The 22,760-nt window shown below is 47.4% G+C and carries 21 protein-coding genes and 1 pseudogene; 14 read left to right on the forward strand and 8 right to left on the reverse strand.

All coding sequences use genetic code 11. The features are described from left to right. Nucleotides 1-4: 4 nt before the first annotated feature. The 3 genes from VK70_RS08565 (at nt 5) to nifH (ending at nt 3,392) form a co-directional block, all read left to right on the forward strand. Nucleotides 5-1,543, forward strand: a complete 1,539-nt coding sequence (locus VK70_RS08565) for a nitrogenase component 1 (protein ID WP_025699029.1) — start codon at nt 5-7, stop codon at nt 1,541-1,543. Between the two features lie 18 nt (nt 1,544-1,561). Next, nucleotides 1,562-2,434 (forward strand): ABC transporter ATP-binding protein, encoded by an 873-nt coding sequence (locus tag VK70_RS08570; RefSeq protein WP_052755988.1) that lies wholly within the window; start codon nt 1,562-1,564, stop codon nt 2,432-2,434. Nucleotides 2,435-2,513: 79 nt separating this feature from the next. Further along, entirely contained in the window at nt 2,514-3,392 is an 879-nt protein-coding gene (gene nifH / locus VK70_RS08575) for a nitrogenase iron protein (RefSeq protein WP_025697960.1), read from the forward strand. A gap of 51 nt (nt 3,393-3,443) precedes the next feature. On the opposite strand, the gene VK70_RS27795 is transcribed toward nifH, so the two are convergent. Then, nucleotides 3,444-3,608, reverse strand: a complete 165-nt coding sequence (locus tag VK70_RS27795; RefSeq protein WP_155986950.1) for a hypothetical protein — start codon at nt 3,606-3,608, stop codon at nt 3,444-3,446. A gap of 276 nt (nt 3,609-3,884) precedes the next feature. Between VK70_RS27795 and VK70_RS28890 the strand changes: the two genes are divergently transcribed. Both VK70_RS28890 and VK70_RS28895 read left to right on the forward strand, forming a co-directional pair. Continuing rightward, nucleotides 3,885-4,553, forward strand: a complete 669-nt coding sequence (locus VK70_RS28890; protein WP_233277790.1) for a GNAT family N-acetyltransferase — start codon at nt 3,885-3,887, stop codon at nt 4,551-4,553. Then, on the forward strand, nt 4,534-5,103 hold the full coding sequence (locus VK70_RS28895; RefSeq protein WP_233277791.1) for a tetratricopeptide repeat protein: 570 nt from the start codon (nt 4,534-4,536) through the stop codon (nt 5,101-5,103). The genes VK70_RS28890 and VK70_RS28895 overlap by 20 nt, the downstream gene beginning before the upstream one ends. A 244-nt stretch (nt 5,104-5,347) precedes the next feature. Here VK70_RS28895 and VK70_RS08590 read toward each other — a convergent pair whose 3' ends face one another. Both VK70_RS08590 and VK70_RS08595 read right to left on the reverse strand, forming a co-directional pair. Further along, on the reverse strand, nt 5,348-7,009 hold the full coding sequence (locus tag VK70_RS08590; protein ID WP_025697959.1) for a hypothetical protein: 1,662 nt from the start codon (nt 7,007-7,009) through the stop codon (nt 5,348-5,350). Next, entirely contained in the window at nt 6,978-7,559 is a 582-nt protein-coding gene (locus VK70_RS08595) for an RNA polymerase sigma factor (RefSeq protein ID WP_025697958.1), read from the reverse strand. Before VK70_RS08595 ends, VK70_RS08590 begins: the two co-directional genes overlap by 32 nt. Before the next feature lie 403 nt (nt 7,560-7,962). On the opposite strand from VK70_RS08595, the gene VK70_RS08600 reads away from it, so the two are divergent. From VK70_RS08600 to VK70_RS08615, 4 genes are all read left to right on the forward strand, one after another. Beyond that, nucleotides 7,963-9,177, forward strand: a complete 1,215-nt coding sequence (locus tag VK70_RS08600; protein WP_025697956.1) for an MFS transporter — start codon at nt 7,963-7,965, stop codon at nt 9,175-9,177. Nucleotides 9,178-9,647: 470 nt separating this feature from the next. Next, a complete protein-coding gene (locus VK70_RS08605; protein ID WP_025697955.1) occupies nt 9,648-10,952 on the forward strand; it encodes a DUF5050 domain-containing protein in 1,305 nt (434 codons plus the stop codon). A gap of 134 nt (nt 10,953-11,086) precedes the next feature. After that, a complete protein-coding gene (locus VK70_RS08610; protein ID WP_025697954.1) occupies nt 11,087-12,184 on the forward strand; it encodes a YiiG family protein in 1,098 nt (365 codons plus the stop codon). 25 nt (nt 12,185-12,209) lie between these two features. Next, nucleotides 12,210-12,845 carry a hypothetical protein gene (locus VK70_RS08615; RefSeq protein ID WP_025697952.1) on the forward strand — a complete coding sequence of 212 codons (636 nt, stop codon included), beginning with the start codon at nt 12,210-12,212 and terminating at the stop codon, nt 12,843-12,845. A gap of 187 nt (nt 12,846-13,032) precedes the next feature. Here VK70_RS08615 and VK70_RS28900 read toward each other — a convergent pair. Next, nucleotides 13,033-13,218: pseudogene (locus VK70_RS28900) on the reverse strand (sulfurtransferase); the annotation flags it as partial. Between the two features lie 216 nt (nt 13,219-13,434). Between VK70_RS28900 and VK70_RS08620 the strand changes: the two are divergent. From VK70_RS08620 to VK70_RS08635, 4 genes are all read left to right on the forward strand, one after another. Continuing rightward, the gene (locus tag VK70_RS08620; protein WP_025697950.1) at nt 13,435-14,229 is read left to right on the forward strand and encodes an SDR family NAD(P)-dependent oxidoreductase; all 795 of its coding nucleotides are present in this window, start codon (nt 13,435-13,437) and stop codon (nt 14,227-14,229) included. Nucleotides 14,230-14,267: 38 nt separating this feature from the next. Next, a complete protein-coding gene (locus VK70_RS08625; RefSeq protein ID WP_025697948.1) occupies nt 14,268-15,434 on the forward strand; it encodes an iron-containing alcohol dehydrogenase in 1,167 nt (388 codons plus the stop codon). A gap of 51 nt (nt 15,435-15,485) precedes the next feature. After that, nucleotides 15,486-15,776, forward strand: a complete 291-nt coding sequence (locus VK70_RS08630; protein WP_025697946.1) for a putative quinol monooxygenase — start codon at nt 15,486-15,488, stop codon at nt 15,774-15,776. A gap of 340 nt (nt 15,777-16,116) precedes the next feature. Next, entirely contained in the window at nt 16,117-17,328 is a 1,212-nt protein-coding gene (locus tag VK70_RS08635; RefSeq protein ID WP_046723143.1) for a multidrug effflux MFS transporter, read from the forward strand. 103 nt (nt 17,329-17,431) lie between these two features. Here VK70_RS08635 and VK70_RS08640 read toward each other — a convergent pair whose 3' ends face one another. Further along, on the reverse strand, nt 17,432-18,277 hold the full coding sequence (locus VK70_RS08640; protein WP_046723148.1) for a sulfurtransferase: 846 nt from the start codon (nt 18,275-18,277) through the stop codon (nt 17,432-17,434). 172 nt (nt 18,278-18,449) lie between these two features. Further along, nucleotides 18,450-18,830: a PilZ domain-containing protein gene (locus VK70_RS08645; protein ID WP_025695120.1), complete on the reverse strand. Its 381-nt coding sequence runs from the start codon at nt 18,828-18,830 to the stop codon at nt 18,450-18,452. 300 nt (nt 18,831-19,130) lie between these two features. Between VK70_RS08645 and VK70_RS08650 the strand changes: the two genes are divergently transcribed. Beyond that, entirely contained in the window at nt 19,131-20,756 is a 1,626-nt protein-coding gene (locus VK70_RS08650) for a sensor domain-containing diguanylate cyclase (protein WP_025695119.1), read from the forward strand. A gap of 129 nt (nt 20,757-20,885) precedes the next feature. On the opposite strand, the gene VK70_RS08655 is transcribed toward VK70_RS08650, so the two are convergent. Both VK70_RS08655 and VK70_RS08660 read right to left on the reverse strand, forming a co-directional pair. Then, on the reverse strand, nt 20,886-21,929 hold the full coding sequence (locus VK70_RS08655) for an anthranilate phosphoribosyltransferase (RefSeq protein ID WP_025695118.1): 1,044 nt from the start codon (nt 21,927-21,929) through the stop codon (nt 20,886-20,888). 13 nt (nt 21,930-21,942) lie between these two features. Next, nucleotides 21,943-22,542: an ANTAR domain-containing response regulator gene (locus tag VK70_RS08660; protein ID WP_025695117.1), complete on the reverse strand. Its 600-nt coding sequence runs from the start codon at nt 22,540-22,542 to the stop codon at nt 21,943-21,945. Between the last annotated feature and the right edge of the window lie 218 nt (nt 22,543-22,760).

A 22,760-nucleotide genomic window follows, 5' to 3' on the forward strand; every position in this document is an offset into this window, starting at 1 on the left:
GAAAGTGGATTATATCAAACATAAAGTACCGCCGGTGCGTGAAGATCGCCTGATGGCTTGCCAAGCCTATGGAGGAACTTGCGGTGATCTGTCCAAAGATTCCAAGAAAGGCTGCCTTTATGCCAGCAAGCGCACCTTCTCCCAGACCCAAGGCTGCCAGCTTAACCTAAGTCTTGGCATGATCAGCTCGATGCGCGACGCGGTTATGGTCATTCACAGTCCGATAGGCTGCGGCGGCAATCTGATCCAGAACGCCGGGATTAATAAAGTATTTCAGAAGCTGCGTCAGGAATCGGCGATTGGCTTACGCTGGATTAACACGAATCTCAGCGAAGTGGATGTAATCAGCGGAGGCGAAGCCAAGCTGCGTCAGGCCGTGCTCAAAGCCGAGCGGGAATTCCGTCCGAGCGCCATTCTTGTATTTAACAGCTGCGTGCCGGCCTTGATCGGCGATGATATTGACGGTATCCTGGATGATCTGCAGAAGCAGGTATCGGCCAAGATCGTCCCTATTCACTGCGAAGGCTTCAAGACCAAAATTCAGGCAACCGCCTATGATTCCGTCTATCACGGTCTGATCCGCAACCTTGTCGGCGAAGACAAAGATACGAAACCGGCGGTCGTTCGCACACCGGAGGAGGAAGCCGAACACCAGGCTATAATCAGCAAGACGGTTAATCTGCTCAATGTCGGCTCGATGAGCCGCATAGATGAGGAGGAATTGGTTCGCCTGCTCAAGGCGCTTGATCTCAATGTACGGATTTTGCCTTCTTATTCGCATCCCGATGATTTTGTCTATGCCCATGAAGCGGCTCTTAATGTGAGCATCTGCGCAACGCATGATGACTATTTCGTCGAGCATTTCCAGCAATTGTACGGTATCCCTTATGTGCTGCGGACGATTCCAATCGGCATCGCCAATACGAACAAATGGCTGCGCGATATCGCTTCCTTCTTCGGAATCGAAGAACAGGCCGAGAAGCTGATTGCCGCGGAGACGGCGGAGCTTAAGCAAGCGATTGAACCGTTTAAAGCTGAGTTCAAAGGCAAGACGGCGTTTCTTACCGGCGGTGAGGTTCGGATATTGACTACAGCAGAGCTGCTGCATAATCTCGGGTTTGAGATCCTGGGTCTGCGGGGATATCATTTCGACAAATACGGCGAGATTCTTCTGGATGAATATATGGAGGATGTTCCGAATTCGGAAAAAGCGATCTTTAATATCGGTTCGGGCCAAGTGTTCGAGCAGGCCAATCTGCTCAGCAAAATCACCCCCGACTTATTCGTCGGCCATATCGGAGTTAACGGCTCCGCAGCCAAGCAGGGATACCCGATCTTCCCGCTATTTGGACAAAGTGACGATTACCTGGGATACAAGGGCGTATATGAAGTAGCTGAACGGGTCAGCCGCATTTTGAAAAATCCTTCTTTTAACAAAAATCTTGGCAGCAATACGAGACTGCCTTACCGGGATAGCTGGTACGAGCAGGACCCGTTCACGTATATTGACGATTCGGCTAGTATAGCCGCCCAAATTGGATAACAGAGAGGAGAATGGGAAGTGGCCACTGAAGCGAAAATTAAGGTGAGCGGGGTTACCCGCAGATATTCGATCCGGCTGAATAAAGATGAGGAGAAGAAGCAGTTTACCGCGTTGCAGGACGTGGATCTGGAAGTACGACCCGGTGAATTCTTGACCATCGTGGGACCCAGCGGCTGCGGAAAATCAACCCTGCTGGATCTTATAGCCGGGCTTGCAACGCCGACCGAAGGCGAACTGTATATTGATGGCAAAAAAATTACCGGCCCCGCTCTGGATCGGGGAATCGTTATGCAGGGCTACGCCTTATTTCCTTGGCGGACGGTTCGCCGCAATGTCGAGTTTGGTCTTGAAATTAAGAAGGTTCCGAAAAAAGACCGGAAAGCCATCAGCGACCGGTTTCTGGAGCTTGTCGGGTTAAGCAATTATGCGGACCGTTACCCGTATGAACTGTCGGGCGGGATGAAACAGCGGGTAGCTATTGCCCGGGCTCTGGCCTATGATCCTGAAGTGCTGCTTATGGACGAGCCGTTTGCGGCGGTGGATGCCCAGACCCGCGAGACGCTGCAGGATGAACTGCTGCGGATCTGGGAGCAGACCGGAAAAACGATTATTTTTGTTACCCACAGTATCGATGAAGCTGTCGCTCTTGCCGATCGGGTCGTGGTGATGTCTCCGAATCCCGGCAAGGTTCGCGAAATTGTTCCCGTTTCTCTGCCTCGTCCGAGGAGTGTAGGGGATGTCCAGTCCACCGCAGATTTCAGCTGGATTCGGCATCGGGTATGGGAGCTGCTGCAAGGCGAGACGGCCGCGGCCAAACCGCCAGCCCAGCCGGCCGCAGCCAAAGCGCCGCTTGAGCTTGCCGAACAGCTATCCTCATCGGCGGCGTTATGATTCTGCCAAGGGGATAACCGTTAGACGTTGTCCGTATACCAATGTTAAAATGCGTATAACAGCGAAGGAGTGCTTTTTAATGGCTAAAAAAATAAAACAAATCGCAATCTACGGCAAAGGGGGGATAGGCAAGTCAACGACAACTTCCAACATTAGCGCGGCTCTGTCTGTGGCTGGCTACAAGGTAATGCAGTTCGGCTGCGATCCAAAGAGTGATTCGACCAACACACTGCGCGGCGGCGAATATATTCCCACTGTGCTAGATACGTTAAGGGATAAGCAGATTGTGAGAGCGCATGACGTTATTTTTGAAGGCTTCAATGGAATTTACTGCGTGGAAGCGGGCGGACCGGCTCCGGGTGTCGGCTGCGCGGGAAGAGGGATCATTACCTCCGTCTCTCTGCTGAAGCAGCAGAAAGTCTTTGAAGAGCTTGATCTGGACTATGTCATTTATGATGTCCTTGGGGACGTAGTCTGCGGGGGATTTGCCGTTCCTGTACGGGAAGGCATTGCCGAGCATGTATTTACGGTTACCTCCGCCGATTTCATGGCGCTTTATGCGGCTAACAACCTTTTTAAAGGGATTCATAAATACTCTACCGAGGGCGGCGCCTTGCTTGGCGGGGTTATTGCCAACTCGATCAACGCTCCTTACGCCAAGGAGATCGTTGATGATTTCGTTGCCCGTACGCATACGCAGGTGATGGAGTATGTTCCGCGTTCGGTATCCGTGACGCAGGCTGAGCTGCAAGGGAAGACGACCATTGAAGCGGACCCTAACTCCAAACAGGCGCAGATCTATAAATCGCTGGCGCAGAAAATCGTGGACCATACCGAGTCTAAAGTTCCGGTTCCTCTGGAAACGAGCGAACTCCGGGAGTGGGCTTCCAATTGGGGCAAACAGCTGGTGGAATTGGAAGCCGGTGTGTTATCTCCAGCGGCGGCAGGGAATTTGTAATAAAAGATGAGGGACGTCCCAGAATCGGGGCGTCCCTTTTGTATATCCCAGTTACTGATTTAAATCCTCGATATCCTCGTGCTCTGCAATGAATGTACGTAAACGCCCGCTAACGTCAGCCATCATCCGGTCCAGTTCTTCAATACTTTTGCCATCTGTTTCAGCCGCCAGCTGATCTGTCGACTCTTTCAAAGATGCGAAGTATTCTGCCGACATGTCGGTAACACCACTCTCAGATAAAAACATTAACCAATTGCGGTCAATCGTTTATGCAAATAGAAGGTAATCTATATCCAATATCGACCTTGCTTAAATTGTATTATTTATCCATAATTGAATGGGGCATAGAACTAATAGCTCCTTAGAGCATAGCCCTCTACTACGTTTAAAGGAGTGATAATGTGAATAAGAACAAACAAATTGATAAGCATGTGAGGGGTTTATATTTATAGTGGATAAATCCTCTCATAGGCTCATGGGAGGCAAACGGGCATGGCGTATTCTCATAAATTGCTTCATGGAGTGGAACTCACTAGTCAAAACTTCTGCAAGGCATCAGGGCTGTTTGACGATTTAAACCAACATTTATCGATAAAGGGTGTCATTTCAGGCGTTGTACCCGGTCGAGTTTTCCTGTCTAATGACTGTAAAACAGCAGTATTAATGAGTCCTCAAGGTTTTTTCCTGGGAGGCAGTCCAGAGAACACCTCTTTTTTCGAAGAAGTGAACAAACTGCTCTCAAAGGAACTATTACCAAAGCTTGCATCCAGTGGAAAGTTAGATTATGTAGTGTTTTATCCGTCGGATGAGACATGGGAGAATGTTCTCAAGCTGGTTATGAAAGATTTATTGCCTCTCCGCAGTGGGAGAATGACTTTTACTCACGATTTGAATGGTGTGGATACCTCCCACGATGATTGCATTATTCCGGTGAATGCCAGCTTGTTAAAGCGACAAGATTTAGTGGGTCTTAATGAATTAATTGGTGAAATTCAAGAGGGTTGGCCTTCATTAGAAGCTTACGAGGACAGAGGATTTGGATGTGTTGCTATACAAAATACCGATGAAGATCCGACTATTATTAGCTGGTGCCTTACAGATTGGGTAGTTGGAAATGAATGCGAGTTGGGAATTCAAACCGGTGAAAAGATATCGAGGTAATGGATGGGCACGCAAGACAGCGTTAGGAGCACTTTCGCTCGCCAAACAGCGGGGGATTACCAGAGTTGGATGGCAATGCTGGTCCAACAACATCGGTTCACAAAGAACAGCTATGTCTGCGGGTTTCAAGCTGCTTGCTGATTTCCCCGTTCTGTTTGGATGGAATCTCCCATTAAATAATTTCCTTGTCAACGGAAACCATTATATGCGCGGCGATACGAAGTATGGTGTGAATAAAGACTACTCCCGTGCTGCTTGGAGCTACGCACAAGCCCTTGATAGAGGCTGGGACTGGAACAGGGATGCCGCGCTGTATTGGAACGCAGCCTGTTTGTTTTATTTGACTGGTGAAAAGGAACGTGCAATATATTATTATCAAAAGGCTATCGAATACGGATGGATAGACATCCACCAACCCCATTATCACGAGCATGTTTATAGAGAAGAGGACAGCGAACAGATCGCAACTATTCTTGCTGAAGCATCAATAAGCAATCCAGTTAATACCTTGGAACTGTCCCATAAAGTAGTTTCTCCTACTGATGGATAACTCCTTTTCATAAATCCTGTTGTTATTTTAAAAAAAGGGTCGAGAAGGGTTTACAACTATTCCCTTTCTTGACCTTTTTGCTCCAAAGTCCGGCTCTTCGCCGGATAATTTCTCGACCCGCTCTATTTTCTGCTGCTTCAGGTTGACTTCGGATATTTTAGTCGAGATATGGAAGTAATATATCACCCATAGTCGTACATAGTAAAGCCCGCGTACGGCACGGGCTGTTTGCATTTATTATCAGCTAATTCCGTATCTTGGAAGATGACCGATCATATGTCGGGATAGAAATGGATTTTAAGGCTTCATTCCGTTCAATTATAGGCAGCTCAAAACCCCAATCCACATCGGTGTATCTCTTGTCCGTGATGGTGCGAGTGAGCGAAAGCTTCTCCGGAAATGTTGTCATTCCTTTAGCGATTAGATAGCTGGGACTTGTTCCCCCATTCGGTCCGTCAATCGTAACAGTTACACCATCGGTAAGTGCTCCTCTAAAAATAACATTGTACTCCTTGCCATCTCCGTCACGGGCGACCCAATGATCGCTATTGAACTTGTTGGCAAATTTTCCGCTGACCGTCATCCAACCAGACATACCCGGTTCATCAGGAATTTCCTTAATCTCCATGTCATGTATCTTCAGGCTGTCGCCTTGATTATTAAAAATAGCGGGCTGTCGTTTGATTTCCTTCGGCCGGAAAGTAATGGAGTCATTGGATTCCACGGGTATATAGTAACCATCCAGTATAAAGCGTACCTTCATGCTGTCATAGGGGAGGAAGTAGAAATAATAGGTCCAGTGCTGTTTTCCATCCTGAGCATCCTCTTCCATGGAGTAGCTTATGGTTGTGTCGATGCGCCCTCCATCGTCGTTGGAACTGTTGATTCTGGAAAGTTCGTGTTTGTTCTCATCCTCGAAGTGGAACATCACGCCAAGAAGATTTCTGAGGTTCTCCGGCGTACGGGCTGCCGCTTCAGCGGTGAGCGATGTGCTAAATTTCAGTTGGACTCCGGCGGGGGTACGAACAAGCTGTTCCATCTCCACATTTAGTCCTTCAGGAGTGGTATATGACTCATTTAAATTTGAGGTTACCGATAAATCCCGGGCTTTGGTCATGTCGGCTTTATAACTGAAACTCCAGTCCCCGGAAAGGGCCTTCCCTTTACCGTCGCCGTTCTCAAGCTCATGAACATCTCCCTGAATGACTATCGAGTCACCGGGCTTTTCATTAGGAAAAATGTAAGTCAACATTACATACTTTTGGGCAGATTTCCCGGATACAGCGGGGTTGTCGATTGGCATGGTGGATCTGAGTTCTCCGATATCGGCCCCGGCTTCATTCTTGATGTGCAATTGATTGAAATCGAACCTGTTCATCGCTGCATCCGCCGGTTTTCCCGCGCTGTCGGTAATCCGTATGGTTAGCACCGTTCGCGTAGGATCGGCTACAACAGTTTGCAACGAAAAGACAAAACCGTGATCGCTTACCTGAATATTCGGCTGCTGAACCACACCGAGTTCTTGGGCTTCCTGCAGTCCGACATCCGGCCATTCGTTGGTGTATGCGGGTAGCTCATTGGTCAGTTTTGACACGAACAGCTTCTTGATTGGCGAATGGGTCAGAGACGGCTCCGAGACTGCGGAGGTAATCAGAAGAACCAAAGCTACAGCTCCGGCCGCAGCGCCTCCCCATTGCAGACCAAGTCTCACCCTTCTGGCACGGCGCATTCCAGAAAGCACGCTCACTCTTGTTCCGGAAGCGGGCAGTATCTCGGTCCGGTACAAGCGATCCATTACCTGTTCCGTAAAATGATCGGGAAGCTGCCGGGTTGGCTCTGAACTTAGGCAGAGGAACAGTTCGTCTTCAGCAATATCATCTGGTTTGCTGTATTCCCATTTTTTCATTGGAGTCCTCCTTTGCTTGCGGCCATTGTTTCTTCAGCTTTTGACGGGCACGGAAGAGGCGGTTCTTGACTTGATGCATCGTCATTCCCGTAATGTCGGAGATTTCCTCATAGGTTAATTCATTGGTATAGCGCAGCAAAAGTACAATCCGGTACCGTTCCGGCAGCTTGGCCAGCTTCTTATGTATTTCAAGTTTCTCCTCCTTACGCATATACTGTTCTTCCGGGGTGGGGGATTGATCTTTCTCCAACAACAGGGAGTTGACCCCAAAGCTGAACCTTTTGCGCCTCTTCAGGTCTCTGAACCGATTGATGGCAATGGCATATAGCCATGCGACAAAGCTGCAATTGCTGCTGAGATTGTGAAGCTTCTGGTACGCCATAATAAAAGTATCCTGCGCCAAATCCTGCGCATCCTGATCGCTCGCGCCCATTCGGAGCAGGAAAGCGTATAATCCGGACTTGTATTTGTCCACCAGTACCGCAAACACTTCACGTTTTCCCTTCAGCACCTCGCCGATGATGTATTCATCGCTTACTTGTTCGTTCATTGGGTGCCTCCAAACAGAATTGATTTATATATTAAGACGTAACTGGACAGGCAAATTTCTCACTTTTTTTTGTAAAAAGAATAATTTTACCCTTGATAATGCCATATATTTACTTGATCAGCCTGGTTCGAGGAATGGAAAATGATTCTCCGGTGAAGCAACTCTCGCTTTCCTCGTTCGTTTCGTATTTCAGGTTGGGACTGGCAGCTTCATTCCTATTGAAAAGTTGTTTCGTCATTGTTAAACTGACTGTAGCTTGTATGGAGGTGTTTTTTTGGGTACCCATTCCATGCGTTTAAGGTAATAAGTGAGTGGATCACGAGGCTCGGCCTTTTTTTGAAAAATGGCATGGGTTTTATTTGTGTTTCATTTATACATTATCTAAAACAAAGGATGGTATTTTATGCTAGCTCACTGGAAAAAAGCGTTCGCGATCCTGTTTACCGGACAGATCTTCTCCATTTTAACTAGCTCTATGGTTCAATTCTCAATCATCTGGCATTTGACGGAAACGACGCAGTCGGCAATGGTATTAACTACAGCCGGACTTGCCGGTTTTATGCCGCAAGCGATTTTAGGTCCTTTTATCGGCGTATGGCTTGACCGGTGGAACCGCAAGAAAACGATGATCGCAGCAGACAGCACAATTGCGTTTTTCAGCCTGATTTTAGGTTTGTATTTCTATCTGGGCGATCCCGGCTTGGGACTTGTCTACCTAATATTAATGGTGCGCTCTGTCGCGACCGCTTTCCATGCCCCCTCATTCCAGGCGGTAATTCCGCTCCTCGCTCCCGAAGAGCAGTTGACGCGAGTAGCGGGCTGGCATCAAATGGTCTTTTCGTTCTCTAACGTGATCGGTCCGGCTCTCGGCATTGCTGTCTATTCGGCTGCTTCCCTTGGCATCGTGCTGTTCTTGGACGTGGCAGGCGCATTAATTGCCAACCTCATGCTGTTGTTCGTCCGCATCAATCAACCGAAGCCGGAAGCGCAGCAATCGCCTAATTTTATGAGCGAATTTAAGCTGGGCTGGCAAGCGTTCATTAAGGTTAGAGCAATTGTCGTCATTACGATGGCTACGGCGGTTTTCAGCGTGGTGTTCATGCCGCTTGCGACACTCTTTCCCTTTATGACGCTGTCACATTTTGGACGCGGAGGATACAGCGCGAGCTTTATTGAAGCGGTATTCAGCATCGGTATGATCCTTGGCGGATTATTGCTGGCTGTCGCGGCTTCGAAGTGGAACGATATTGTGTATATTTGCGGGAGCTTGATTATCATGGGCTTAACCTGCTTGGTTAGCGGAATAATCAGCAATGAGGCTTTTTTCGTCTTTGTCATATTGTCGTTTCTGATAGGAGCGGCTGCCCCTTTCTTTAACGGGCCGTATATGGCCATGATTCAGAGGGCGTATGAGCCTGCGATGCTGGGCCGCGTTATTTCGCTTGTTACCAGCGTGATGCTGCTCGCCTCACCGATCGGATTGCTGCTGGCTGGACCAATCGTAGACAAGTATGGCGTTCAAGCGTGGTTTTTCTGGTCAGGGGTCGTTGTTGTGTTGACCGGGATTTTTCTGCTGACCCAATTCAAGCGATTGCAGATAAACGAAGCCTCTGCTTAATGTTGTTTGCATTGTGAATAAATAACTCCCAAAGGCTGCCGGCATCTTGCCGGCAGCCTTTGTTGCAACTAATCGTTTCAAAATTGTAGAAGGCATAGACTTCCATTGTGATAACTCCGGACTCTCAATTTCAAGGAGCATTATCATTCATCAGCCAGGCGTGTATTTCAACCGAACGTTCGCATAAATGCATATCCCTGTTAAAGAAAAAAAGTAAACGCTCCCGTGGCGTGACTTTTGACTCAATCCTCCTAACTGGATGAATGATCGTCTGGCATATAACGACGCTTAAAATGAACTGATTAGGCTTGTAGTATCGCGGTTGTAAGTCAGCGGCAGGATTGCATAAAGTCCATTCTAGTTCATTAAGTAAAACTTGGGACTAATGAATTATGGGAAAATTGTAATATAAAGCCGATAAAAGAGAAAGTATTGCTTTTATATATTTTATTAGGACAAGGAGTTTTGAAATGAACAGCTGCTATGGATTTGCCAGAAAGACCCTCTTTACCCTGCTTGTCTTCGTTTTGGCACTTACCGAAGTCACAGTGGGACGTGCAAAAGCTGAAGGAGTAGTAGCAGCTCCGTCTGATGATGCTTATGTGTATTATGTATCTAACGGGGATCTGTACCGGGTGCGAACCGATGGAAGCCCCGCGCAGAAAATTCGCGAAAATTTCGACGGAGTGAAGCTGAAGCCTGCGGGCAATTATTTGTACTATTTGTATGATGCCACATCCACGACATTGCTTCGCTTGTCACTAACAGATGACAAAGCCAAAATTTCTAATTTTGGCGGAGACAAAAGGATACTTCATTACATAACAGAGGGCGACCTTATTTATTACATGGATGACAAGGGTGGAATTTACCGCGCATCGGCCAACGCCGAGAGATCTACAGACGGTACCTTGATTGCCGATATGGCGGATACGAACTTCCCTCGATTTACGGTAGTGAGCGGCAGAGTTTATTATAATGCGCTGAAGAATGGGCGCACCTGGGTGGCTTCCAAAGCGGCAGACGGCAGCGGAACTGTTCAATGGATTGCCAGCGGAGCCTTTCCGGGTGATTATTTTGCGCATACATACAATAACACGCTTTACCTGATGGTGGATACTAAGCCTGCTGAAACCACGTATTCTTTGAACAGTATGGTGCTATACACGCTGCCAGCAGGCGGCGGTAATGCCAGAGCTGTTAATGCAAAAGCTCCTCTGGACGCGAATTCGGTATTGTCCGGCTCATGGGCAGGAGATTATTATTTGTTCAATAAAGGGATTCGTCTTGACTCTAACGATGATTATGACTATTCCAAAGGCAAAGGCATTCTCATGGATAGAACCGGCAAATTCATAACCTTGAATCAAACCGGCGTGTATGAAATAGTCAATCTGGGATCGAACAAATTCGCTTATGTGGATGGTAAAGATAAGGCTTATGTCAGCACGATTGCCAATGGGAAAGTAACGAGCACCAAGAAGCTTCCTTTAGCGAATGTCGGATATGTCCGTAATTTAATGAATGGTGGAAAAGTAAGATCGACCGTGCTGTTTGCCGAAAGCGGAGCGTATGTGCTCAATTCAAACTTAACGCTGACCAAGATGGTTGGCGTGGAATGGGATTTGTGCGTATATGAAGACGATATCGCTGGGATTTTCTATATAAATGCGAGTGATAACGGCCGTTTGTACCGGATGAGCGAGGACGGTAAGACGACTGTGAAGTTGTCCGATGATAAGGTATCCCGTATTGTGTTGATCTCCAAGAACTAAAATTAAGCAAGGATGCGCATCTAGGGGTTGTCTTCTAGGTCATCAATAATGACGAAAGGATGGCCCCTTTTTATGTACGCAAGGCATTTTAGCCAATTTGCGGCAACGATTAATACTAGCGGAGGATAATTATTGTGCAAATTTTGAAAAAATCTGGTTTGCTGGCTGGGATTTTGGGTTTTCTTCTAATGTTATCGGCATGTTCTTCTCTCCAAACGCAGAGAGCGGCCGAGACGAAATCAGAAGCGGCGGATACGGGAACGAAGACGGATGGGGCAACGGCTTCAGCGGCAGCTAAAGAAGCGGGATCTGATGAATCCGAGAATCTTACTGACACCGACAAGCTCAATCTGGAAATGGCAAAGTACAACGCTTATGTCGATCTTAATAATTTTATGACCAGCCGTATGCAAGATGTGCTTAATGATTACTTTGAAGAGTTCGGAGACGGGAATCAGCCTAAGATCGAAAAGCATTTTAGCGGCTCCCTGCTCTCTATTTCGGATAACGATAAGGATACAATGAACCGGGCTTTTGATTATGCGGATAAGGAACCTGCATTTGATGCGGTTGATACGGCCATAGTTCAACTGGAGCCTGCGATTAAGAAATTGACGGCTGTTCTGGGCGAAGCTTATGATTATTACGATGTAAAAGGGTATGTGGATGATAAATTTGCCAAAGGCAAGCAGCTGCATACACAAATCGTAACTGCTTATAAGGCTTATGAAAAAGCGGGGAATGTGTTTTTTGACGCTATGAATGATTTAGGGCAGAAACGTACGCAAGCCGAGTTGAAGGAATTGCTTAAGAACGATGAACAAATCAGGTATTCGATCTTGACTTTTATGCTTGATGCGGAAGCTCTGTCTGATGTAATGGAGCAGCAGGAGATATATGCCGACAATATCTTGAAACTTGATCTGAAACCCTTTAAAGAAAAATACAAGGTGCTGATCGCCGATCTTCAAAATATCGATAAATATGCGACAGACAAAGCGCGAATAAAGACAGAAGGTTTCAGAGAGTACGCGCTAGAGAGTTATGTTGATGCGGCCAAAGAAGTAAAGGTAGCGGCAACTAACATTATAGAACGTGTAAATAATAAAGAACCAGTGGATGAGTTTGATTTGAACAGCAGCTTTTTCCGGAAAAATGAGGATGGAACCCCCGAGAATTACAATGATAAACTCAGCATATTGATCGACAAATACAATCAGCTGAATCAATAGTTTTTATTTTAGGAGGAAAAAGATCATGACTACTCATTCTTTGAGCGAATCGGATATATTCATTACATCCGGAGACGAAGCGGTGGTACTGACACCCGATACCATTTATGCGAAAGTGAAATTGGAGAAGGCGAAGCAAATCATCAATGGCGTCACAGGAGATGCTGGGGTTAAAGAGCTGTTGCATTCCGATGAGACGATTGCGATTTCTACCATTACCCGAATTGCGGCCAATAAGAAGACAAGATGGATTCGTTTATACACTAAAATTAATGGAAAAAAAGACAGTGAATTTATCGTAATTGAAGATGCCCAAGTTAAACAGCAATTCATTGATAAATTATACACGTACATGCAGGGGAGTCATACTTACCGGATAGAGGAATACAACGTCCTCAAGGCTGGAATCAGACCTTTACTAACGCTGCTGATTACTATTCTAGCCGGAATTATACTGACCTGGTTAGCTAATGAAGCCAAAGTCGGACCCCAGCGCACGATGTATGTAAAGGCTTCTGTTAAGTTGGTTTATGAAATACTGTTAATCATAGGGCCTCTAGGCGTTATAATCATTGCTGGAATTGTGGCGCTAATTACCCTTTACGTCTTAGTTCGCAGGATTAGTAATCCGCCGGTCATGGTGGTGATAGATAAAAAATAATAGGGAAGAGCATCGATAGTGCTGTAATCCTCGCCGTTCTTCGTTAAACCTGAGCGACGCTCCTTGAATCTTGGTATTGCTCATCCGATTCTGTATATCTTTAAGCTCTTGTTCCGAGCAAACAGCCCAAAAAAGAGCCGCGTCAGCCTGCCTTAGCCCTTAAGCCCGCTTCAAACGCGGGCTTTTCTCATTTACTCCTCCCGGTCGTAACCGGGTTTTCCTCATAGCTAATCCCGTCACTCCAACTTCCCGCGTACAGCGTAACATTCCTGTACTCGACCTTGTTTAGCGCCAACACATTCGGGCAGGTTGTGACACCTGATCCACATTAGACGATGACTTCGCGGCCGGGATCGATGCCGGCAAACTTCTCTTTCAGCGCAGCAGCGTTTTTATGCTCAAAAAATAGGTACTTATCAGTACCTATATTACTTTTAAGTACCTATATTACAAAAAAGTACCTAATTTTCATTCGTGTCTGACAGAACTATAATAGCAAATGCACATCAAAAGCAAGGTGTACTTCAGTTTCGGTTCGTGAATGGTTATGGACTTGACGAGTACATAATGACACGAAAGGAGAATGTTTATGGAATTAAACTTGAAAGATAAATTAGTCCTTATTACAGGATCCACGGCCGGAATTGGTAAAGGAGCAGCTGTCAGTTTTTTGAAAGAAGGAGCCAAAGTTATTATTAACGGCCGCTCTGAAGAAAATGTTAAAGCAACGGTTAAAGAACTGTCCGCACTCGGAACGGTTTATGGAATTGCCGCAGACGTTTCCGGTAAAGCGGAATGCGATAATTTGATCAATAAAGTGAACGAAATTGGAGATTTGGATGTCTTAATCAATAATACGGGTGTTTTTACCGTAAAGCCTTTTGTTGATGTGACGGATGAGGAATGGCTGGAGTACTATCAAATTAATGTGATGAGCGCAGTTCGTTTATCCAGAGCATTCCTGCCCAAGATGATTGAACGCAATGCGGGACGAATCATTAACGTTGCGAGTGAAGCCGGAATCAAGCCCTATCCTGAACTTATTCCTTATGGTATATCTAAAACTTCACTCATTACGCTTTCAAGAGGTTTGGCGGAAGTAGCCAAAGGAACAAAAGTAACGGTCAACTCGGTTCTTCCAGGACCGACGTGGACGGAAGGATTCGGCACTTTCATTACAGACCTGGCTAAAGAGAACGGAAAAGACCTGGATACCTTTATCAAAGAATACTTTAAGAATGACCAGCCTACTTCTCTGATTCAGCGTTATGCCACAGTCGAGGAAGTAGCGGATACCATTGTATTTCTTGCATCCGATAAAGCATCAGCCATCAATGGTGCGGCTCAAAGAGTTGAGGGCGGAATTATCCACAGCATTTTGTAATAACACGGCCGAAGCAGTATAAAAAGGAGGAGTACCATATGAATCCCTTTAAATTTAATAATCCTACTAAAATCCTTTTTGGACGCGGGCAAGTCGAAGAAATTAAAAATGAAATTCCATCCTTTGGACGGCGTGTTTTGCTTCTATATGGGGGCGGAAGTATTAAAAAGAATGGGCTGTACGATCAAGTGATTAAAGCCTTGTCTGAAATTACAGATGTCTATATTACGGAACTGAGCGGAGTGGAACCCAATCCCCGACTAACAACAGTGAAAAAGGGAATTGACCTTATCAAAGCAAATAATTTGGATTTTATCCTTGCTATTGGCGGCGGAAGCGTAATTGATTGTGCAAAAGCTATCTCTGTAGGCGTATACTACGAAGGCGACGTATGGGATATTGTAACGAATAAGGCAACAGCGACAAAAGCCGTTCCTTTCGGCACGGTGCTGACCATCTCCGCGACAGGATCAGAAGTGAACAGCGGTGCGGTCATTACGAATTGGGAGGAAAAGGATAAACGTTTTTTTGTTTCCGATCTTACTTTCCCTAAATTCAGTGTTCTGGACCCGGAAAACACTTTTTCCGTACCCAAAAACCAAACGGTCTACGGTATGGTAGATATTATGTCCCATGTCTTCGAACAATACTTTCATTCTTCATCCAATGCCCCGCTGCAAGAACGGTTCGGTGAATCCATCCTGCAGACAACAATGGAAGTTGCGCCTAAGTTAATTAATGATCTGGGTAATTACGATTACCGCGAAGTCATCATGCTCAATGCGTCTCTTGCTTTAAATGGCATTTTAGCCATGGGTGTTGAAACCGATTGGGCAACCCATGCGATCGAGCATGCGGTCTCAGCGGTTCATGACATTCCTCATGGCGGCGGATTAGCAATCTTGTTCCCGAATTGGATGGAATTTGTCGCTGCCAAGAGACCGGAAAAAGTGGCTCAACTAGGGATTCGCGTGTTTGGAATTGATGCTGCAGGCAAAAATGACTCTGACGTGGCGGCTGAGACGATTCAAAAATTACGTGAATTCTGGACCTTGCTAGGGGCGCCTGAGAAACTTTCTGATTATGGAATCGATGATAAGGAAATCGGCATAATGCTTGAGAGAGCAATGGTGGCCGAAACCCTTGGAAGTTATGTTCCTTTAAATAAAAATGATGTGGAGACAATTTTAAGAAAATCATTGTAATTTTTTAACGAAGTTTCTCGGATAAGCTGTTAAAAAGGGAGATGAAAGAAAATGAGCGCTATTTCTATTACAGCCATCCTTCAAGCAAAACCGGGGAAAGAGCAGCTTCTGCATCAAGAGTTAGTGAAATTAGTAACACCTTCCAGATCGGAAGAGGGATGCATAAAGTATGTCCTTCATCAATCTATAGAAAATAATGCAGTTTTTGTGTTTTATGAAATCTGGAAAGATGAAGAGTCTATCAACTTCCATATTGAGACTGATCACTATAAGCAATTCCGGCGTAATATAGAGGATCTTATCGAGTCAAGGCAAGTACATCGATTGCGCGAAGTTAATTAATAATTGACTTGATATAAAAAACACAGAATTGGCCCTAAGCAAAAACTTTGCTCAGGGCCAATTTCAATAACTATATACGATGAACTTTAAAAAATGGCATCAGGGTAAGGAGTAACGAAGGGGAAGTTTGGAATTGTAGGAACGATAGTGATCGCCTTTGTCTTCGGATTTCATCCGCGAAGAGCGGTTTATATCGAGAAATCTGAAGACAACAGCGGCCGGAAGTCCAAACGTTCCTCGTAGTTACGACTGATATCTGATGTGAAAATCTTAAGTTCAGCTTATATAGACTCCAAATACCTGGAAAATATTTTTGCATAAGTCAGGAGAAAATCAAACGATGTCTTTAACAAAAAATGATAACCGTCTTAGACTTGTTTTGCTGTTAGGCGCTTTTTCGGCACTGGGTCCTCTTACAATCGATATGTATTTGCCGTCATTTCCTGAAATCGCTGCTGATTTTGGCGCCCGTGCTTCTCTGGTGCAGCTTAGTCTAACTGCTTGCCTAATAGGATTAGGTCTGGGTCAAATGATTATGGGCCCTTTGAGTGACGTTCATGGAAGACGCAAGCCCATAATTATCTCACTTATTCTCTACTTAATCGCTTCATTTGTCTGCGCGGTCTCACCTAATATCATCTATTTCATAGCAGCACGCTTTGTTCAAGGCTTTGCCGCCTCAGCAGGAATTGTTATTTCTCGGGCGATCATCCGCGATGTTTATAGCGGACCGGAACTCACGAAGTTTTTTTCACTGCTTATGTTAGTGAATAATTTATTTCCCTTAATTGCACCAATTGCAGGAAGCGGCGTTATATCCTTTACTACATGGGTGGGAGTTTTTGTGGTTTTGGGTACTGTTGGATTGGTGTTAGTTATTCTTGCAACCGTGAATCTTAAAGAGACCTTGCCCGCTCAGAATCGAATTTCAGGCAACTTTGGTGAGCTGATTATAGGTATGCGGACCTTGCTAAAAGATCGTGAGTTCGCCGGGTACGCGCTGGCACAAGGTATCATGATCGGAGGGGTTTTCGCTTATGTGTCAGGAACTCCTTTTATCTACCAGAATATTTATGGCGCCTCTCCCCAACTGTTTGCCATTTTATTCGGATCGAATGGGATAAGTTTAATTCTCGGTTCTCAAGTCGTTGGACGCTTTAACCATGTGATTTCGGAGCGGCGATTCCTGCGTTTTGGATTGCTGTTATCCGGCGCATCCAGTCTTGCGGCCTTACTTGTGATTCTCCTGAACGGCCCATTACTGGCATTAGTTATTCCGCTGTTCTTTTTTGTCGCATCTATCGGAACAACTTCAACAGCCTCCTTCTCTTTAGCCATGGAGTCACAAAGTCAGAGGGCAGGGAGCGCATCCGCGCTTCTCGGATTGCTGCCGTTTCTGCTGGGGGCATTTACCTCTCCGTTAGTTGGTATTGCCGGTGAATATACAGCAGTCCCAATGGGAGTCATTATCTTGTCGACCAGCTTACTGGCTCTCCTGGCTTACTTTGGACTTGCACATAAATCCCAAACCAGCTATTCTCCGTGCTCTTAATTACCGACTATCCGTAAAAGTATGTCAAAAAAGGCCGCGACAGCCTGCCTCTCGACAGCCTGCCACGGCCCTCAAGCCCGCGTCTAACGCGGGCTCTTCACATTTACTCCTCTCCCGTCGCAATCGGATTCCCCTCGTAGCTAATCCAGTCGCTCCAGCTCCCCGCATACAGCCGCACCTTGTCATACCCGGCTCGATGAAGCGCGAGCACGTTCGGGCAGGCAGTGACGCCGGAGCCGCAGTAGACGATTGTCTCGCGGCTTGGATCGATGCCGGCAAACTGCTCCTTCAGCGCGGCGGCGTCTTTCCATCGGCCCTGGTCGTCAAGGACATCTTTCCAGAACCGGTTGACCGCACCTGGGATATGCCCAGCCTTAGCGTCGATCGGTTCTTCAAGGCCGACATAGCGGCGCGGCTCACGCGAGTCGATCAGCAGCGCAGCGGCGGAGCCGCCAGCCTGCGAATACTGCGCGACTTCCTGGGCGCTTGCCAGCATTTCCGGGTGGACCTCCGGTTCGTACGCGGTTGGGATTCGGACAGGCTTACTATCGCTTACCGGAAAATCCGCCGCCTTCCACGCCGAATAACCTTCATCCATAACAAAAACTTTATCGTGACCTAAATAGCGCAGCATCCACCACAGTCTGGAAGCGAATGCGCCTCCTTGGTCATCGTAAGCGACGACGATGCTGTCACGGCTAATACCCGCTTGGCCCAGTACAGCTGCAATTAGAGCGGGTTCCGGCAGGGGGTGACGGCCGCCATGCGGGCCGACAGGGGCGGATAACTGCTCCTCCAAATGCAAATAAACGGCCCCTGGTATATGATCTTTCAGGTAGGCGCTGCGTCCCGCTTCGGGATCGGACAGCAGAAAGCGGCAATCCGCAATGACCAGCTCGGGTTCATACAGCCGGGCCAGCAGCCAGCGGGTGGAAACGACGGAATCCATAATTTCAACCTTCCTCCCAATTTTTCAAGTATATTAAAGCTATTATAACGGAAAAAGAAGAGGGGACAAAGAGAGCGGGAATTGGCTGACGGCTGGAGTAGAGCGACAATTCTGCGGGAGATACCGCGCCGTCCGTATAGAAGCAAAAAAAGACGGGTTGTCCCGTCTTCTCCTAGCTGTCTTCTTGGCTCGATGTCATTGTCCAGAGATCAAGCTCGCTCGTCAGAATTTCTTCCTCTTCCGGGGTCAAGTCGAGTCTGACTCCGTACTGGTATTCGCCAAGGCCATACATCCAGCCCCATCGGACGCTTCCCGTAAACCGAAGCATGTTCTCGTTCAACTTAAAATGAATGATGATTTTGGTGTCCTTGGAAGTGAACCGGACGTTTAATGAACTGCGAACCTTGCAGCCCGAACGGCTGAGATCGAGCAGCACACCCTCGGTCTGCTTTCCGGCACCCAGACCCGTGCTGCCTGCCGGCAGTTCCAGCCAGCAATCAATCGGTTGATTCATAACATAACGGAATGGTTCTTTTCTACTGGCAGCGCCCATAATTTCCCTCCGCCCGTTTATTTGCTATTATAACGAAATGCTGCGTCTAGGACAATCTTCCTTAAACATTATTTTGCAAAAATATTGGAGAGAGCAACAAAAAAAGGCGAATACTGCTTCGTAAAAGTAAGCGTTGCAGAAAACGCGTTTCGATTGCCGATTTTATATGTACCGCAGCTTCAGAAAACCCCTCTGTTTTCCGATATAAGAATTAAAACGAAAAATATGCCAAAATGCTGTTGTCATATTACAACAAAGTCTTCTGGAACGTTACATAGGGAAAAGGGAGGGGAGAACGGGGTGTCTATAAATTTGCGGACCCTATTCGCGGGCGCGTTTGCAGCCGTTATTATTTTATTGACCGTACTGCTCAGTTATTTGATTGGCAACGAAACCTCCAAGACCGCAGAAGTTACCACTGGAAAATCACTGGCAGAAGCGGCATATCAGATGTCGTATAATCTGGATCACTTCATGTGGGCGCGGGCCGGGGAAATAGAGATGCTTGGCACGCTTGGCGCTTTTCAGGAGCCAGTGAATAAGGAGGAGATTGCGGGGCTTCTGAATCAGCTGAAAGAAAGTCTGCCTGTATTTACCTGGATCGGTTATGCGGATATAAAAGGCAGCGTTCTTGCGGCAACCGGCAATATTATGGAAGGCAGAAGCATGAAGGAGCAACCCGTTTTTCAAAATGGGCTCCAGGCTCCCTATATCGGCGATGTGCATGATGACTCGCTATTGACCGAAATTCTGCCCAATCCAAGCGGAGAGCGGCTTCAATTTGTGGATATCGGCGTCCCTGTAAAGGACAAAAGCGGACGGACCTTAGGCGTATTGGCAGCTTATCTGAGCTGGGAATGGGCCCGTCAGGCTGAATCCTCTATTTTGGCGCCTCTAAAAGAACGGGTGGAGGGTGCCGAGGTCTATGTCGTCAGCAATCATAACCATAAAATTCTGCTTGGACCAAGCAACCAGGTTGGCAAGCAGATGACGGACTCAGCGCTGGCGCGTCAGGGCAGAAGCTCCTGGCTCATTGAAAAGTACAAGGGAAGCCAATCGTTTTTAACCGGTTACGCTTATGGAGACGGCGAAATGGACTATCCCGGTCTCGGTTGGTCCGTGATTATTCGTCAGCCGGCGGATATCGCTTTAGCCCCCGTGCGCAAGCTGCAAAATAATTTCGTTCTGTCGGGGATGGCTATTGCCGTGCTGTTCGGTATTGCAGGATGGTTATGCGCCGGATGGATGATCCGTCCGCTTCAGCGGATCAGTGAGAGCGCCGATCTGCTCAGTTCGGGCGGCAAGGCGGAGATTCCCGAGTTTAAGCGGATTAAAGATCTGTCCATGCTCTCTAGATCGCTGCGCAATCTTGTGAATAAACTCACCCGGCCGGAACCGGAGCCGTTCTATATGTCTGATATGACGAGGCATGATCCGCTCACGGGACTGCCTAATCGAACAGCTCTTGACGATTATTTGGCTCATGCCGTAAACAAAGCCAAGCGGAATCGCTCGACATTAAGCTTCTTGTATCTCGGTTTGGACGGATTCAAGAAGGTGAACGAGACGCTGGGACATAAAACAGGCGACAAGCTGCTGCAAGAGGTATCCTTCCGTCTGCTGGAATCGACCAGGGAAAATGAGATGATCACGCGCATAGGAGGGGATGAGTTCGTGGTTATCCTGCATACGTCGGCCGCAAAGCCGATGCAGGAAGCCGAGATCGTAGCCAAACGGATCATTGACAAGATCAACCAGCCCTTCCTGATCGACGGGGAATTCGTGCATGTCGGCTGCAGCATTGGCGCCGCCGTCTGGAGTCCTGAGAACCAGGATACAAGCGAAATATTGCGTTTGGCGGACGACGCGTACTATATATCCAAGCGAAGCGGCAAGAACCGGATTACTTTTGAAACGGCGGTATAAGCTCGGGGATAAACAAAGCGCCTCTTACCGTTCGGTAGAAGGCGCTTTGACGCTGCTTGATGGCATTAATCAATCGCTGACTTCGGAAACACAAGCTCTGCAAAAAGACAGCGCAGCCGGTTCTTCTTGTTATACCGGATGTGTCACAGGAGGTTCACTGAGCAGCGCGTTCTTCCAGACGCTGTATGCCTCCCAAGCCTTGCCGCTGTCCAGAAGCTCCTTGCAGGTATAGACTCCTTCCTCAATGGAACCGACGCGGCCAGCCAAATGCAATCGAACGGCGCCGTTTAACATAACTTGATTGTAGAAAGCGAGATGACCGCCCCCCCGGAGTACAGCTTCCGCCGTCTCTAACTGAAGACGGGCATCCCAGTCGAGTTCCGGAACGGGAGTGTCCAGCCCCAGTGCCTCGGGGTCTATAATATCGAGACCCGAATCGCCGTTCTCTACCGTGTATACCCGGGTAGGACGGTCGATATACAGATCTTCCGACCCTTCGGGCCCTTGAACGATCAGGGCTTTGCGGTAGCCAAGCTTGATCAGAAGTCTCGAGAGACGGTCAAAGACCGTGTTATGATAAATTCCGAACACGATGAAGGGGGAACAGGAGTAGTCAACCAGCTTCTCCACCGTATTCAAAATGGTCCGCATGCCGATTTCCTCGCGGATCCCCCGGATACGCCCGAGCGGCGGGCACCATTCCTCTGAGCTTACATACAAGACACCGCTGCGGCTGGCGGCATGAATAGAGCTTGTACGGGAAAGTGAGGGAGCGGGAATATCCGCTTCCATAATAATATCCTGCAGCGTAATTCCCCATTTCGGAGGAAGCGAAGCAGAGCTGTGCAGTGTTACCGGCAGTCCTGCGGCGGCAAGCAAAAAGGCTGTAGGAAAGGTCGCGGCAAAAGAGCGAAGACGGCCGTCATAAGGACCGGCGCAGTCTATACCTTCGTGCAGGGGTTCACGCAGGGCGTAACTGCGGCAGACGGATACAAATGCCTCCAGCTCCTCTAGACTTTCAAGCTTGATCCGCTCGGCGATCAGGAATGCGCCAATTTGGGCCGGTGTGGCGGTCTGGCTAAGAATCGCTTCTGCGGAAGCGGCAGCTTCTTCATAATTTAGATCGCGGGCGCCCCTTTTGCCTCTGGCGACTTCTTTAAGTATGTTAATCATGAGCGGTACCCCCTTAGATTTGATCCTGAAGCATTCGGTATACCTTAACGATCGATGTCGCGACATCGACCATCCGTTTACGTTCGTTCATCGCTTGTTTGCGCAGAAGATCGTATGCTTCGGATTCGGAAATATTTTTGGCTTTGGAGAGGATGCCCTTGGCCATCTCTATCCATTTTCTTTCTTCAAGACGGGAGAGTAGCTGCTCCTTTTCTTTCATCCACTGCTTCCGTTCAAAGCATTGTTTGGCTCCGAAATGAAGGCCCCAGTGTATCTCGTGAGGCTGCATGGACGGAGACAAGACGCCATCCGCAATAAAGTTGTCCTCGCACGCGGCTACGGAGAGGGTGGCGGTCTCTTCTGTACACCACCATATAATAGGAGCGGTCTTGCACGACATCAGCAGATCCGCCCAGTTTTTGAACTCCGTAATCGGCAGACACAGTATGGAGGCGTCAACATCGGCAATCAGCGAGACGGCTTCTTCCCGGGAAGCGGCGACTTCAACGATATAGCCGCAGGATCTGAGAAGGAGTTCCGGCCTGGACCCGGCAGCGGTCTTGTCCGGAGAGTTTCCGTTCAGCCTGCTATATACAACCAACAGGGAATGCATAGTCGGACGCTCCTTTTTTTGCAATAAGATGTACTAACTGCGCACTTCTAATCATGAGTTTCAAACTGTCTCATGTTATTTTATATAACACAAAATGAGGGTTGATGTCGATATTTTAAATAATTAAAATTTTATATGTCAAATTTATTGACGTTTACTATATCGTGTTGTATAGTCAGTTTAACAAAATCAATCTTTCAGGATACAAAGACGTATCT

The sequence above is a fragment of the Paenibacillus durus ATCC 35681 genome (assembly GCF_000993825.1).
GTDB lineage: Bacteria > Bacillota > Bacilli > Paenibacillales > Paenibacillaceae > Paenibacillus_AQ > Paenibacillus_AQ durus_B.

Excerpts from the sequence above, each read along its gene's own strand:
- VK70_RS08660 (WP_025695117.1), bottom strand. The coding sequence starts at position 22,542 with ATGCATTCCCTGTTGGTTGTATATAGCAGGCTGAACGGAAACTCTCCG.
- VK70_RS08645 (WP_025695120.1), bottom strand. The coding sequence starts at position 18,830 with ATGGGCGCTGCCAGTAGAAAAGAACCATTCCGTTATGTTATGAATCAA.
- VK70_RS08600 (WP_025697956.1), top strand. The coding sequence starts at position 7,963 with ATGCTAGCTCACTGGAAAAAAGCGTTCGCGATCCTGTTTACCGGACAG.
- VK70_RS08595 (WP_025697958.1), bottom strand. The coding sequence starts at position 7,559 with ATGAACGAACAAGTAAGCGATGAATACATCATCGGCGAGGTGCTGAAG.
- VK70_RS08630 (WP_025697946.1), top strand. The coding sequence starts at position 15,486 with ATGAGCGCTATTTCTATTACAGCCATCCTTCAAGCAAAACCGGGGAAA.
- nifH (WP_025697960.1), top strand. The coding sequence starts at position 2,514 with ATGGCTAAAAAAATAAAACAAATCGCAATCTACGGCAAAGGGGGGATA.
- VK70_RS27795 (WP_155986950.1), bottom strand. The coding sequence starts at position 3,608 with ATGTCGGCAGAATACTTCGCATCTTTGAAAGAGTCGACAGATCAGCTG.
- VK70_RS08625 (WP_025697948.1), top strand. The coding sequence starts at position 14,268 with ATGAATCCCTTTAAATTTAATAATCCTACTAAAATCCTTTTTGGACGC.
- VK70_RS08605 (WP_025697955.1), top strand. The coding sequence starts at position 9,648 with ATGAACAGCTGCTATGGATTTGCCAGAAAGACCCTCTTTACCCTGCTT.
- VK70_RS28890 (WP_233277790.1), top strand. The coding sequence starts at position 3,885 with ATGGCGTATTCTCATAAATTGCTTCATGGAGTGGAACTCACTAGTCAA.
- VK70_RS08655 (WP_025695118.1), bottom strand. The coding sequence starts at position 21,929 with ATGATTAACATACTTAAAGAAGTCGCCAGAGGCAAAAGGGGCGCCCGC.
- VK70_RS08620 (WP_025697950.1), top strand. The coding sequence starts at position 13,435 with ATGGAATTAAACTTGAAAGATAAATTAGTCCTTATTACAGGATCCACG.
- VK70_RS08640 (WP_046723148.1), bottom strand. The coding sequence starts at position 18,277 with ATGGATTCCGTCGTTTCCACCCGCTGGCTGCTGGCCCGGCTGTATGAA.
- VK70_RS08615 (WP_025697952.1), top strand. The coding sequence starts at position 12,210 with ATGACTACTCATTCTTTGAGCGAATCGGATATATTCATTACATCCGGA.
- VK70_RS08590 (WP_025697959.1), bottom strand. The coding sequence starts at position 7,009 with ATGAAAAAATGGGAATACAGCAAACCAGATGATATTGCTGAAGACGAA.
- VK70_RS08635 (WP_046723143.1), top strand. The coding sequence starts at position 16,117 with ATGTCTTTAACAAAAAATGATAACCGTCTTAGACTTGTTTTGCTGTTA.